This window comes from Neisseria sp. HMSC70E02 (assembly GCF_001838645.1).
In the GTDB taxonomy this organism is placed as follows: domain Bacteria; phylum Pseudomonadota; class Gammaproteobacteria; order Burkholderiales; family Neisseriaceae; genus Neisseria; species Neisseria macacae.
The window spans coordinates 1-12,873 of sequence record NZ_KV838091.1 but is presented as its reverse complement, the minus strand read 5'-3'; the positions used below and the strand labels follow the sequence as shown (position 1 = coordinate 12,873).

At 54.1% G+C, this 12,873-nt stretch carries 13 protein-coding genes and 1 pseudogene; 5 read left to right on the top strand and 9 right to left on the bottom strand.

The genetic code is table 11. The annotated features are described in order from the left end of the window. The first annotated feature begins 162 nt into the window (after positions 1-162). Entirely contained in the window at positions 163-2,271 is a 2,109-nt protein-coding gene (locus tag HMPREF3277_RS06480) for a TonB-dependent receptor (protein WP_070870404.1), read from the top strand. Between the two features lie 88 nt (positions 2,272-2,359). On the opposite strand, the gene murI is transcribed toward HMPREF3277_RS06480, so the two are convergent. Continuing rightward, positions 2,360-3,172: a glutamate racemase gene (murI, locus tag HMPREF3277_RS06475; protein WP_099048535.1), complete on the bottom strand. Its 813-nt coding sequence runs from the start codon at positions 3,170-3,172 to the stop codon at positions 2,360-2,362. Positions 3,173-3,424: 252 nt separating this feature from the next. Between murI and tsaE the strand changes: the two genes are divergently transcribed. After that, on the top strand, positions 3,425-3,901 hold the full coding sequence (gene tsaE, locus HMPREF3277_RS06470; RefSeq protein WP_070870402.1) for a tRNA (adenosine(37)-N6)-threonylcarbamoyltransferase complex ATPase subunit type 1 TsaE: 477 nt from the start codon (positions 3,425-3,427) through the stop codon (positions 3,899-3,901). Continuing rightward, the gene (locus HMPREF3277_RS06465; RefSeq protein ID WP_070870401.1) at positions 3,883-5,142 is read left to right on the top strand and encodes an N-acetylmuramoyl-L-alanine amidase; all 1,260 of its coding nucleotides are present in this window, start codon (positions 3,883-3,885) and stop codon (positions 5,140-5,142) included. The genes tsaE and HMPREF3277_RS06465 overlap by 19 nt, the downstream gene beginning before the upstream one ends. 373 nt (positions 5,143-5,515) lie before the next feature. Here HMPREF3277_RS06465 and HMPREF3277_RS06460 read toward each other — a convergent pair whose 3' ends face one another. The 6 genes from HMPREF3277_RS06460 to HMPREF3277_RS06435 all read right to left on the bottom strand — a co-directional run bounded on the left by HMPREF3277_RS06460 (position 5,516) and on the right by HMPREF3277_RS06435 (position 10,834). Then, entirely contained in the window at positions 5,516-7,228 is a 1,713-nt protein-coding gene (locus HMPREF3277_RS06460; protein ID WP_003743659.1) for a flotillin family protein, read from the bottom strand. A gap of 298 nt (positions 7,229-7,526) precedes the next feature. Further along, entirely contained in the window at positions 7,527-7,868 is a 342-nt protein-coding gene (locus HMPREF3277_RS06455; protein ID WP_003779423.1) for a hypothetical protein, read from the bottom strand. Between the two features lie 649 nt (positions 7,869-8,517). Next, positions 8,518-9,072: a hypothetical protein gene (locus HMPREF3277_RS06450; protein WP_070870399.1), complete on the bottom strand. Its 555-nt coding sequence runs from the start codon at positions 9,070-9,072 to the stop codon at positions 8,518-8,520. A gap of 78 nt (positions 9,073-9,150) precedes the next feature. Beyond that, positions 9,151-9,816 (bottom strand): YqiJ family protein, encoded by a 666-nt coding sequence (locus tag HMPREF3277_RS06445; protein WP_070870397.1) that lies wholly within the window; start codon positions 9,814-9,816, stop codon positions 9,151-9,153. A gap of 239 nt (positions 9,817-10,055) precedes the next feature. Continuing rightward, positions 10,056-10,538 carry an OsmC family protein gene (locus tag HMPREF3277_RS06440; RefSeq protein WP_070870396.1) on the bottom strand — a complete coding sequence of 161 codons (483 nt, stop codon included), beginning with the start codon at positions 10,536-10,538 and terminating at the stop codon, positions 10,056-10,058. 68 nt (positions 10,539-10,606) lie between these two features. Next, entirely contained in the window at positions 10,607-10,834 is a 228-nt protein-coding gene (locus HMPREF3277_RS06435; protein ID WP_070636509.1) for a hypothetical protein, read from the bottom strand. Between the two features lie 128 nt (positions 10,835-10,962). Between HMPREF3277_RS06435 and HMPREF3277_RS06430 the strand changes: the two genes are divergently transcribed. Next, positions 10,963-11,307, top strand: a complete 345-nt coding sequence (locus tag HMPREF3277_RS06430) for a hypothetical protein (protein WP_009312448.1) — start codon at positions 10,963-10,965, stop codon at positions 11,305-11,307. A 49-nt stretch (positions 11,308-11,356) separates the two neighbouring features. Next, complete coding sequence (locus HMPREF3277_RS06425) at positions 11,357-11,806, top strand: PepSY domain-containing protein (RefSeq protein ID WP_039409690.1); 450 nt, start codon at positions 11,357-11,359, stop codon at positions 11,804-11,806. Positions 11,807-11,894: 88 nt separating this feature from the next. Here HMPREF3277_RS06425 and HMPREF3277_RS06420 read toward each other — a convergent pair whose 3' ends face one another. Next, positions 11,895-12,557, bottom strand: coding sequence for a PspA/IM30 family protein (locus HMPREF3277_RS06420; protein WP_009312450.1), 663 nt, complete (start codon positions 12,555-12,557; stop codon positions 11,895-11,897). A gap of 42 nt (positions 12,558-12,599) precedes the next feature. Then, positions 12,600-12,873 (bottom strand): annotated as a pseudogene (locus tag HMPREF3277_RS06415) (hypothetical protein); the annotation flags it as partial.

Here is a 12,873-nt window from a genome sequence, read left to right as displayed (position 1 = left end):
TTTGGGGTGCAGTTCACTTTTCAGACGACCTTTCGGTTTATGGCTGCTTCGTTGCAAAATATAAACACAATTTGTCATAAATAAAGATAATTATTATCAATTATTTCGATTAAGCAAAAATATTTCCTATAATGCCGCATCCCTTTACCTTCCGAGTTGAACATGCAATATTCTGCCCGCCTTTCCCTGCTTCCCGCCCTGCTTGCCTCCGCCTTCCCGCTGTATGCCGCCGATACCGCCGATAGCGAACATTACACCGCCACCCTGCCCACCGTTACCGTGGTCGGGCAGTCCGACACCAGCGTACTCAAAGGCTACATCAACTACGACGAAGCTGCCGTTACCCGCAACGGCCAGCTCATCAAAGAAACGCCGCAAACCGTCGATACGCTCAACATCCAGAAAAACAAAAACTACGGCACGAACGATTTGAGTTCCATCCTCGAAGGCAACGCCGGTATTGACGCTGCCTACGATATGCGCGGCGAAAGCATTTTCCTGCGCGGCTTTCAAGCCGACGCATCCGATATTTACCGCGACGGCGTGCGCGAAAGCGGACAGGTCCGCCGCAGTACCGCCAACATCGAGCGCGTGGAAATCCTGAAAGGTCCGTCTTCCGTCCTTTACGGCCGAACCAACGGCGGCGGCGTCATCAATATGGTCAGCAAATACGCCAACTTCAAACAAAGCCGCAACATCGGTGCGGTTTACGGCTCGTGGGCAAACCGCAGCCTGAATATGGACATCAACGAAGTGCTGAACAAAAACGTCGCCATCCGCCTCACCGGCGAAGTCGGGCGCGCCAATTCATTCCGCAGCGGCATAGACAGTAAAAACGTCATGGTTTCGCCCAGCATTACCGTCAAACTCGACAACGGCTTGAAATGGACGGGGCAATACACCTACGACAATATGGAGCGCACGCCCGACCGCAGTCCGACCAAGTCCGTGTACGACCGCTTCGGACTGCCTTACCGCATGGGTTTCGCCCACCCGAACGATTTTGTCAAAGACAAGCTGCAAGTTTGGCGTTCCGACCTCGAATACGCCTTCAACGACAAATGGCGCGCCCAATGGCAGCTCGCCCACCGCACGGCGGCGCAGGATTTCGACCACTTCTACGGAGGCAGCGAAAACGGCAGCCTAATCAAGCGCAATTACGCCTGGCAGCAGACCGACAACAAAACCCTGTCGTCCAACTTCACGCTCAACGGCGACTACCACATCGGCCGTTTTGAAAACCACCTGACCGTAGGCTTGGATTACAGCCGCGAACACCGCAACCCGACATTGGGTTACAGCCGCGCCTTTTCCGTCTCCATCGACCCCTACGACCGCGCAAGCTGGCCGGTTTCAGGCAGATTGCAGCCCGTCCTTACCCAAAACCGCCACAAAGCCGACTCCTACGGCATTTTCGTGCAAAACATCTTCTCCGCTACGCCCGATTTGAAATTCGTCCTTGGCGGCCGTTACGACAAATACACCTTTAATTCCGAAGACAAACTCACCGGCAGCAGCCGCCAATACAGCGGCCATTCGTTCAGCCCCAATATCGGCGCAGTGTGGAACGTAACGCCTGCCCACACGCTCTACGCCTCGTATAACAAAGGCTTCGCGCCTTATGGCGGACGCGGCGGCTATTTGAGCATCGACACTTCGTCTGCCGCCGTGTTCAACGCCGATCCCGAATACACCCGCCAATACGAAACTGGTGTCAAAAGCAGTTGGCTGGACGACCGCCTCAGCACCACATTGTCCGCCTACCAAATCGAACGCTTCAATATCCGCTACCGCCCCGACGCGCAAAATGATCCCTACACTTGGGCAGTCGGCGGCAAACACCGTTCGCGCGGTGTGGAACTGTCCGCCATCGGACAAATCATCCCCAAAAAACTCTACCTGCGCGGCTCGTTGGGCGTGATGCAGGCGAAAGTCGTTGAAGACAAAGAAAATCCCGACCGAGTGGGCATCCATTTGGACAACACCAGCAACGTTACCGGCAACCTGTTCTTCCGTTACACACCGACCGAAAACCTCTACGGCGAAATCGGCGTAACCGGTACGGGCAAACGCTACGGCTACGATTCAAGAAACAAAGAAGTTACCACGCTTCCCGGCTTCGTCCGCACCGACGCCATGCTCGGCTGGAACCGCAAAAATCTGAACCTCACTTTCGCCGTCGGCAATCTGTTCAATCAAAAATACTGGCGTTCCGACGCCATGCCCGGCGCGCCGCGCACTTATACGGCGCGGGTGAATTACAGTTTCTAATTCCGGGCAGGAAACGGAAGAAAGGTCGTCTGAAAACTCGTGTTTCGAGTTTTCAGACGACCTCTCATTTTGGTATGCGGGATATGCCTTATCCCAGCGAGACCATTTCGATTTGTTCCATGCTGCGTCCGAGGAAGCGTTCGCCTATGGTGCGGAAACGCAGGGGGATGTCGCTGACGTAGAAGCGGTAGTCGGGGCTGTCGTTTTCAGTGTTGAGCAATCCTGCTTGGGCGAGCGCTTGGGCGGTTGCTTCGGCGGTGGTGATGGCGGAATCGACCAGGGCGACGTTTTGCGCTTCTTTGCCGATCAGGGGCTTGAGCAGCGGGAAGTGGGTACAGCCGAGGACGAGTGTGTCGATGTCGTCCACCAAGAGCGGTTTGAGATATTCGCGCACGGTCAGGCGGGTCACTTCATGGTCGAGCCAGCCTTCTTCCACCAGCGGCACGAGCAGCGGCGTCGCCTGCGTGCGCACGAGCGTGTCGGGGTTTTGGGCGTGGATGGCGCGGGCGTAGGCGTTGCTGTTGACGGTGGTGTTGGTGGCGATGATGCCGATTTTGTTGTTGCGCGTGGTGTTCAGGGCGGCCTGCGCACCGGCGGAAATCACGTCCAATACGGGCATATTGCCTGCTTTTTGGCGGATTTTCTGTCCGGCAACGGCGGCGATGGTGTTGCACGCGATGACCAGTGCCTTAACATCGTTTTCCAGCAGGAAATCGACAATCTGCATGGCGAAGGTTTCGATGGTGGCGCGGGATTTGGTGCCGTAGGGAACGCGGGCGGTGTCGCCGAAGTAGATGATGTTTTCCATCGGCAGGCGTTCCATCAGGGCGCGGACGTTGGTCAGGCCGCCGACGCCGGAATCGAAAACGCCGATGGGGCGTTGTTTGCTGATAGTCATGATGCGGTTTGTACGGATTAGGTATGATGGGGCGGATTGTACACGTTCGGCGCAAGGCTTAACAGGGACGGAGGTCGTCTGAAAGGGTTTGGGTTGTGTGGAAACGGCGTTTTCAGACGACCCCTGAAGCGTTTGGACGGCAAACGGCAAAGATGCCGATTGAACATCTTTATCTAACTTTATCCTCCCTTATGTTTGCAAATGCCCGTAAATACAGCATAATTAAGGTCTTTAGAACACGATAAGGCTGATTTCATGAGCGACGGCGCAACCCTTTCCCGCCGGCTTCCCGACGAAGAGTCCACACTCAAGCTGGGCGGGAGTTGGGCAAAATCGCTGCGCGCGCCATTGGTCATCCATCTGCAAGGCGATTTGGGCGCAGGAAAAACCACGTTCACGCGCGGCATCCTGCGCGGACTCGGACACACCGGCGCGGTCAAAAGCCCGACCTACGCCATCGTCGAATCCTATCCGCTGGAAGCGTTCACGCTCCATCATTTCGACCTTTACCGCTTTGCCTCGCCCGAAGAATGGGAAGATGCGGGTCTGGACGACCTGTTCTCCCCTGACAGCGTCTGCATCATCGAATGGCCGCAACAGGGCGGCGCGTTCACTCCGCCCGCAGACATCACCGTATCCCTGAATCACGCCGAGCAGGGCAGAACCTGCACCGCTACCGCACACACCGCCAACGGACAAAAAAGTTTAGAAGCATGGTTAAATTCAAACTGACACGAAGACAAGTCGTCCGCCAAACTGCCGGACTGTTGTTCACCCTCACGCCGATTGCCTCCGCCCTCGCCAAAGCCGCGCCGCCAGCCCAATTCGTCGCCGCCCGTATTTGGCCTTCGCACGCCTATACCCGTATTACCATCGAAAGCTCGCGCGCGCTGCAATATCAGCATTTCGCCCTGGAAAACCCCGGCAGGCTCGTCGTCGACATCCAAAACGCCAACATCAACAGCGTCCTGCAAGGCATTTCCGGCAAAGTCCTGCCCGACGACCCCTACATCCGCAGCATCCGCGCCGGACAAAACACCCCGACGACCGTACGCGTCGTGATCGACCTCAAGCAAAACGCCCATCCGCAAGTCTTCTCGCTTGCTCCGGTCGGCGGCTTTAAAAACCGCCTCGTGATCGACCTTTACCCGCACGGTGTCGATGCCAACGACCCGATGATGGCGCTGCTCAACGGCAATCCGCCGAAACGCATGCAAACGCAACGTCCTGCCGAGCGCACAAACATTGCCCAAGACACGCCTGTGCGCTCCAACCGCGGCGGACGCCGCCCCGTCATTATGATAGACCCCGGTCATGGCGGTGAAGATCCCGGTGCCATCGGTCCTAGCGGTTTGAAAGAAAAAAACGTCGTCCTCTCCATCGCCCGCGAAGCCAAAAACCGCCTTGAAAGCATAGGCTACACCGTTTACATGACCCGCAACGAAGACATCTTCATCCCATTGGGCGTGCGCGTCGCCAAAGCCCGCGCCCGTAATGCCGACGTGTTCGTCTCCATCCATGCCGACGCCTTCACCAGCCCGTCCGCGCGCGGTACCGGCGTGTATATGCTCAACACCAAAGGTGCGACCAGCTCCGCCGCCAAATTCCTCGCCCAAACCCAAAACAACGCCGACGCCATCGGCGGCGTTGCCAAAAGCGGCAACCGCAGCGTCGATAATGCCATTCTCGACATGACCCAAACCGCCACCATGCGCGACAGCCGCAAGCTCGGACATTCCGTCCTGACCGAATTGGGCAAACTCAACCAACTCCACAAAGGTCGCGTTGACGAAGCCAACTTCGCCGTCCTGCGCGCGCCCGACATCCCGTCCATCCTCGTCGAAACCGCCTTCTTGTCCAACCCGACCGAAGAGCGGCTGCTCGGCAGCGACTCCTTCCGCCGCCAATGCGCCGACGCCATCGCCACCGGTATCCAAAAATACGTCAACAACGCCGTGTTGCGCAGGGGCTAAACCGGGTTTGCTGGAAAAGATAAAAGGTCGTCTGAAACTTTGAAATCGGTTTTCAGACGACCTTTGTGTTTTATGCTTTAAAACGGCTTGTTCGGTATGGGCAAACTATTGCTTCAATGCCAGTTTGCGGCGGACGCAGTTTGCTTGGTTCTGCCGGATTGGAGAGGGGATTAAGGGCGGCTTCCAACTGGTTTTCCGTAAACCGAACGCCTGACGAATACGCTGAACCTGCGCCGCCTGTTTGTCGCGTTTGATGCGATAGAACAGGTTTGGCTGATGACAGATTTGTTCCTTCCATGACAAAAGGTCGTCTGAAACCCCTGTTTCGAGGTTTCAGACGACCTTTGCTTTCAGACCTTCTTAACGGCGCGGCTTATTCTTTGCCGATGCCTTTATCCAGCCCCTGCGTCAGCCCGTTGATGTCGCCGCCGTTCAGGCCCAATTCTTTCAAGAGGCCGTCAACCAGCGGGGCTTGGCTGCGGTAGCGCAGGGCGCTGTTGACCATTTGGTCGGCGAGGCTGGCTTGTGTGGTTTGACCGTCCGACACGCCTTCGGAGCCGTTGGCAGCGCCGCTGAATCCGCCCAAGCCGTTGACTTGCAGAATCTTGATGTCGTCGATGTTTTCCATCGGGCGCACGGATTCGCGGATGATGTCGGGCAGGTGTTTCAACAGGGCGAGGCGCACTTGCATTTCGACTTGCTCGACGCTCAGGACGTTGGCGGCTTCGTTCACGGCGCGGGTACCTTCGGCATCGACTTTGTATTGCTGCTCTTGCGCTTGTGCCAGCAGGACTTTGGCATCGGCTTCACCTTTGGCTTGCAGGCGTTGTTTCTCAGCTTCGGCTTCGGCGGCGATGCGCACGGCTTCGGCGCGGTCTTGCGCGGCCTGTTTCTCGGCTTCGGCGGCGACGGTGAGCGAAATCGCGTCTTTTTGCGCGGCTTCTTCGGCGGCAATCAGTTCGACGGCTTTGGCACGTTCGGCGCGTTCGGTTTCGCGTACGGTAATCACGCTCTCTTCTTCACGCACGGCGGCGGCGCGGGCTTTGTCGGCTTCGGCTTTGGCTTCGGATTCGGCACGCGATTTCTCGGCAACGGCGATGGCGCGGTCTTGTTCGGCAAGCTCGATGGCTTTGCGGCGCTCGACCTCCGCCTGCTCGACGGCTTGGGCTTTGCGGATGTCTTCGTTTTTAATGTCGCGTTCGGCGGCGATGCGTTTCAAATCCACTTCGCGTTCGGCGGCGATTTTGGCTTCTTCCGCCTCGCGTTTTTTCTGCGCTTCCTGCTCGGCGATGCTGGCTTCCTGTTCGGCGCGGCGCACGGCGATTTCGCGTTCTTGTTCGAGTTTGGCGTATTCTTCTTCGCGCGAGATTTTCAGGCGTTGCTGCTCGGCTTCGAGGTTTTTGGTTTTAATCGCCAAATCGGTGTCTTGTTCGATTTCGTTGCGTTTTTTGCGGCGGCCTTCGATGGTTTCGGTCAGTTTGGTCAGACCTTCCGCGTCAAAGGCGTTTTGCGGGTTGAAAAACTCAAAGCTGGTTTGGTCGAGGCCGGTCAGGGAAACGGTTTCGAGTTCGAGGCCGTTTTTAAACAAATCTTCGCTCACGACTTGTTGCACTTTCTGAACGAAATCAACACGTTTTTCGTGTAACTCTTCCATCGCCATTTCGGCGGCGACGGCGCGCAGGGCATCGACGAATTTACCTTCGACAAGGTCTTTCAATTCGTCGGGCGACATGGTTTTCATACCCAGCGTTTGCGCGGCGGTGGCGATGCTCTCCGCGCTGGGTTTGACGCGGACGTAAAATTCCGCCATCACATCGACGCGCATCCGGTCGCGGGTAATCAACGCCTGCTGCGCCGCGCGGCGCACTTCGAGGCGCAGCGTGTTCATATTGACGGGGATGATTTCGTGCAGTACGGGCAGCACCATCGCACCACCGTTCATGATGACTTTTTCGCCGCCGAAGCCGGTGCGGACGAAGGAGACTTCTTTGCTGGCGCGGCGGTACAGGCGGGTGAGGATGAGGCCGAGTACGAACAGCGCGACGAGTATGACGCCGGCGATGATGCCGATGGAAACTAAGTTCATGGGTTTTCCTTTCTTGTTGTCGATATACCCTTGAGGGGCGTGGGTTCAGACGTTTTTTTAGGGTTTGGGGTCGTCTGAAAGGTTAAAAATTTTGGGTTTTAAAGGTAGGCCGGATTTTTGAATCCGAATTCTTGAATCCGACAATTTCGGTTATGTGCAATACGGCTGAAGCGGAGCGATTTGTTCAAGAATCCAACCTACCAAGCTTAAAATAACGACTATAACGGCTGCTTTTTGTTAGTTTTATAAAATTTTTAGCGAGTAAATTCGCAGCAGGACTTATAAAGTTGTGATTCTTTTATTCATCCTCATCATGTAAGAAGGCGTCTTCTTCCTCTATATAATTCTTTGTATCTTCCTGAGAAGCAATTGTATTATCCAGAAAATTTAGACTAACCTCATCGTCCTCGCTATCAAGGAATAAATGAATTTCACCACCCAGATTTATAATGCTTCTTAGTACTTTTCTGAATTCTCTTAGCTTTTCCAGATCTAAATATAAGGTTTCAAGAATCTTTTCTTTATTTTCAAGTCTTCTTTGAATTTCAATAATCGGTTCTTGATTAAAAGCTCGTATAACTTTCAAAATCTTAATTTCATTTTTATTAGTTGAAACTTTCACAAAAAATTTGTGTATCATTCTTTCCTTTCGAAATCAAAAATCTTCAATAGGGTTTATTCGTTTCCCTAGAAAGCTTTTCTTCCAGTTTTCACCGATTTGCTAAGTGAGTAAACCGTAGCGTGGGCTTTGCCCGCAACCTACTGTCGTTTGAATCAAACGATAATCCGAGATGTTTGCTTCGTGGGCGAAGCCCACGCTACGGACCACTTGAAGGGCGTCGGTTCAGACGGTTTTTTAGGGTTTGGGGTTGTCTGAAAGGTTAAAAATAGCGGTTTTAAAGGTAGGTCGGATTCTTGAATCCGACAATTTCGGTTAGGTGCAATACGGTTGAAGCGGAGCGGTTCGTCGGATTCGAGAATCCGACCTACCATTTCTATTTTTTGCAAACCGTAGCGTGGGCTTTGCCCGCGACCTACTGTCGTTTGAATCAAACGATCATCCGAGATGTTTGCTCCGTGAGCGAAGCCCACGCTACGGACTACTTGAGAGGTGTCGGTTCAGACGGTTTTTTGGAATTTGGGGTCGTCTGAAAAGGTTAAAAATAGCAGTTTTAAAGGTAGGTCGGATTCTTGCAATCCGACAATTTCGGTTATGTGCAATACGGTTGAAGCGGAGCGGTTCGTCGGATTCAAGAATCCGACCTACCGAGCTTATACCTTGAATACCACTACCAACCTGTTAATTCAATCAATGCGTTCTGGGAAGCTGTTGTACAGATATTGTGTCTTCCTAAGCCCAGCAGCCCGCCGATTACTGTTGTTCCTCTGCGTTCGGTAATCAGACTGACTCCGACGATGTCACTCATATATATACGGTCAAACTTCCTGTAAGCCCCGTCATGCCCGCCTTGATAACGGATGCGTCCGAATGCACCGTAAATAATCAATTTTTCGCGATCAATATAAATCGATTTCCGGGTCGTCAGCCCGCACCACCAACGTTCCGCACGCCACAACCACCATAGCGTGAATACAATCGCCAGCAGCCAAGTCATGTTGCTAGAAAGCGATAGATCCATCCATTTCACTATCTTCAGCCAGAGACCGCCCACGCCGATGAGGCCGAACAAGAAAGCAACCAAGGGTTGAAACAACAAACCTCTAAATAACGAATGTTTAAACAGCAGCCCGTCGCCGACAACGATAACCCCTCGCGGCAGCTTGTTTTTCAACGCTTCGATGCGGGATTGCATATCGCGCTCAGGCTGCGCCAAATGATCCATATCTATCCCCGTTTTGTTTTTCTAATCTGATAAAAATGATGGTTTATTGCAAACCGGCGTTTATCTTTTCAGACGACCTCAATCCACCAAGCTCCCGCTCGGATTCAAAATCGCTTTAAACGTATTTCCCTCCAGCGACACCAGCAACACCGCGTCGCCCTGCTTCAATACTTCGTCGGAATCCGGTTCTGCCATCACATAATGCTGCTGCCCGTACACATCCTTCACCCGCACCTGCGCCGCGCTGCCTGCCCGTGCTTCGCCCAGCACCACTGTGCCGATGCGTCCGATTAGGCTTTCCTGCGAAACGGCGGTGGTTTCGTCTTTGGGCATGATTTTGTACAGTCCGCCCGCCGTCAGGCGCACCAGCGGCAGCGAAAGGAACCACACGGCTACTGCCGCCAGCCATCCGTTCAGATAGCTACCGAACACGGCGGCAAAGGTCGTCTGAAACAGGTAGCCCGTCAGTCCGTACACGGCAAGGAACACCACCATCAGCATCAACACCGGCACACGACCGACATACAGCCAGCTCAGAAACCTGACGAACACGCCCGCGTCCGCTGCGTCCAGCCCGACTTCGGCGTGCGCGGTTTCGGTCAGACTGTCGGACAGCAGATTGTCCAGCCAGTCGCTGATGCCGCCCGCCAGCATGGAGATGACTTCCAACACGCCGAGTAAAACCATCAGCGCTATGGCGATGCCGAAGATTTCTGTTTCGGGGGCGTTGATTAAATTCCACATATTCCGTTCCTTGTTCTGTCAACTTTCAGACGACCTTAAATAGACTGCTTGCGAAAATTTGAATGTTTGATTGTCGTCATTCCCGCGCAGGCGGGAATCCAGAAGTTTGAGATGACGGCAATCTTCAAATAATACTTCTAGAATCGAGGTCTGGATTCCCGCCTGCGCGGGAATGACGGCATTAGGTATGCCTTATTTGAATTTGACCTATCCGTGCATCCCAAACAGACATTCGGTTTTCAGACAGCCTCTTCGCTCTCAATCTCAGCGCGGCATTCAATTGGAAAGTTGACCGAATTGGCGATGAAACACAGGCGGTGCGCTTCGTGATGCAGTTCCAAAGCCTTGGCGCGGTCGCTTCCTGCGGCGATGGTAACGCGCGGCTTCAACACGGCGGAAACGAAACGCCCCACGCTCCCATTTCCGCCTTCGTCCATCACCGCTTCGGCGTGGTCGGTGTAGGCGGTAACGCAGATGCCCGCGTCGGCACACAGGTGCAGGTACCATAGTTTGTGGCAGGCAGAAACGGCGGCCAACAGCATTTCTTCGGGGTTCCAGCGGCCCGCATCGCCGCGGAAGGCCGGGTCGGCGGAACCGTGCAAGTCGGGCTTACCCTCGGCAGAAACGGTAAAGTTGCGCAAATAAGCGGTGTAGGATGATGTGCCTTCGCCGAGATTGCCCGTCCATGTTGTCGCGGTGCGGTAAGTGTGTTTTTTGCTCATTTTGACATTCCTTTCAATTATTTACTGTTCGCAGCAATAAAGACGGTATCCGCCTTGCAACGCCGACTCTAGTTGAGCCAGGCATAAGCCGATGCGCCCGCAGCCAAACTGATGCCCAGCCACAGCAGGATTTTGGTTTCCGCCCATACGTCCTCCCAATACCGCCCCCGTAGCGCGCTGATGATGTCGGGGGTGCAATAGAATTCGACGCATTCGACAAATTCGTCCCAATCCTTAAACATCACAAAGTAAAGCAAGACGGCGGTTAGCAAGCCGATCAAGATGGCAAAAATCATGAAATTCCCCTATTTTTCAGACGACCTGTGCGTATCGTAAAGAAAGGTCGTCTGAAACCGCTCCTAACTTTTCCCTAAGTCCTGCGTGTTTAAATGTCTATACCGACAACAGACGCAAAGGGAACGAAATGAAACATTCTCAGTCGCAATATACAAAGCCGTCCAAACCGCTTTTGAAAAAACTGCTGCTTCCTGTCGCCGCTGTTTGCGCCATTTTTCTTGCAGCAGAAGGTTTCGACCTTTACGAAGACTACGCCCAATACCGCATGGAGACAGACCCCGCGTTCGCGCAACACCACGACCGCGCTTTGTCCATCCTGCACAGCAGGGGCTACGAAGTCCACGATTCCGACACCGACCTCTATTGGGCAAGACCCGTTTTGGAATTTGAGGCCTACAAAGGCAGCTTGGAATACAAAATCGTGATGTCTTATCCCGATTTGAACATTCTCGTAGAACGCGTCGATTTATAATCCGCTTCCGAATATTCTTTACTTACCCCACGTCCCGAAAGGATACGACATGAAAAAACTCTTACCGGTATTACTCTTAGGCAGTATCGCACTGACCGCTTGTGCCGCTCCCTATCCTTACGACTATTACGATGACGACTATCGTACCGACCGCTACGAGCAGCGTTATGACCGTTACGATGACCGCTATGATGATCGTTACGACGACCGCTATGAGCGCGATTACGACCGTAATGACGACTACCGTTACCGCGACGGCAAGTATTACGATGACGACTACATCGAACACCAAATTTACAGCGATCCGTCCTTCGAGCAAAAACGCGCACAAGTGATGCGGATACTCGAACGACGCGGCTACCAAGTTCACGAAATCGAAGCCGATGACCGCCGCGGCCGCCCCGTATTGAAAGCCGAAGCCTTCAAAAACGGACGTGAATACGACATCGTTTTCTCATGGCCGGATTTGCGGATTATCAGCGAACGCATCGACTACTGATTCGTTCCGCCACACGCTGCAAGGACAAGCTCCGCGCGGCGTTTTTCTTTTCAGACGACCTTTCCGACAAAGGAGGTCGTCTGAAAACTTATTTCCCCGCCTTCAGTGCCGCCAATCGTTCGGCAATACGGTTGTTGCGGCTCAAGTCTTCTAACTCCTTCAATTTTGCCAACTGCGCCGCATCGGTGCTGCTGTGTACCGCGTTTTGACGACCCATCACGCGGTCGAAGGCGTTGCCGCTTTTTTCGGCATCACGGGCGATGCGGTTGAGGTCGCTGCCGCCTGCCGCTTTGCCTGCGCCCGCGCTTTGCTGCGCGGCGCGCCAGTCTTGCAACTGCTGCTGCATCTCGCGTTTTTTTGCCTGCAAGGCGGCGATAAAGCCCTCAAGTTCTTTTTCCTGCGCGGCGCAATCGGCGATGGTGTTTTCCAAAACAGGCAGACGCGCTTCGATGTCCATTTGTTCGGCGATGCCCGCCTCGGCAAGGTCGTCGCGCCCAGCGGCTACGGCGGCTTGCAGGTTGGCATCGATGGCTTCGTGGCGGTTGCTCTCGTCCGCCATTTTCTTGGCGGCAAGGTGTTTCTGCGCCAACACTTTGCCCAACTCGGCACGCACTTCGTCCACCGCCCGCTCGATTTCGCGGATGCTCTCGTTCATGACCGCCTCAGGCGCAAGGTTTTCCGCCGCATCAATCAGGGCATGAAAACCGCCGCTCACCAGGCGGCCCACTCTGCGGGATAGGGTTTCGCTCATTTGGATTTTCCTTTCTTTATGAAATCATGAGAAATATTGTGTTTAGCCGGCATCCGATTGTGCCAACCAGTCGTAACATTGCTCCCATGACAATGTTTCGTTTTCGTCTTCTTTCCCTTCCAGCAGGGCTTGTTCTAAAGCTCGTCTGAATGTGGCGCGGGTATCCGGGCGGGTAAACCAAGCCGACAGTCGGGCGGCGAATTGCGTTCTATTCGGACAATGCTCGGGCAGATAGCAGACTTTGTACCAATCCGGCTCGTCGCTTCCATACAGAATCTCTAAATATAGTAAATTAAAAACAAAATAGTACAATACT

Coding starts and splice junctions, on each gene's coding strand:
- HMPREF3277_RS06480 (WP_070870404.1), top strand. CDS start 163: ATGCAATATTCTGCCCGCCTTTCCCTGCTTCCCGCCCTGCTTGCCTCC.
- tsaE (WP_070870402.1), top strand. CDS start 3,425: ATGAGCGACGGCGCAACCCTTTCCCGCCGGCTTCCCGACGAAGAGTCC.
- HMPREF3277_RS06465 (WP_070870401.1), top strand. CDS start 3,883: ATGGTTAAATTCAAACTGACACGAAGACAAGTCGTCCGCCAAACTGCC.
- HMPREF3277_RS06460 (WP_003743659.1), bottom strand. CDS start 7,228: ATGAACTTAGTTTCCATCGGCATCATCGCCGGCGTCATACTCGTCGCG.
- HMPREF3277_RS06455 (WP_003779423.1), bottom strand. CDS start 7,868: ATGATACACAAATTTTTTGTGAAAGTTTCAACTAATAAAAATGAAATT.
- HMPREF3277_RS06450 (WP_070870399.1), bottom strand. CDS start 9,072: ATGGATCATTTGGCGCAGCCTGAGCGCGATATGCAATCCCGCATCGAA.
- HMPREF3277_RS06445 (WP_070870397.1), bottom strand. CDS start 9,816: ATGTGGAATTTAATCAACGCCCCCGAAACAGAAATCTTCGGCATCGCC.
- HMPREF3277_RS06440 (WP_070870396.1), bottom strand. CDS start 10,538: ATGAGCAAAAAACACACTTACCGCACCGCGACAACATGGACGGGCAAT.
- HMPREF3277_RS06435 (WP_070636509.1), bottom strand. CDS start 10,834: ATGATTTTTGCCATCTTGATCGGCTTGCTAACCGCCGTCTTGCTTTAC.
- HMPREF3277_RS06430 (WP_009312448.1), top strand. CDS start 10,963: ATGAAACATTCTCAGTCGCAATATACAAAGCCGTCCAAACCGCTTTTG.
- HMPREF3277_RS06425 (WP_039409690.1), top strand. CDS start 11,357: ATGAAAAAACTCTTACCGGTATTACTCTTAGGCAGTATCGCACTGACC.
- HMPREF3277_RS06420 (WP_009312450.1), bottom strand. CDS start 12,557: ATGAGCGAAACCCTATCCCGCAGAGTGGGCCGCCTGGTGAGCGGCGGT.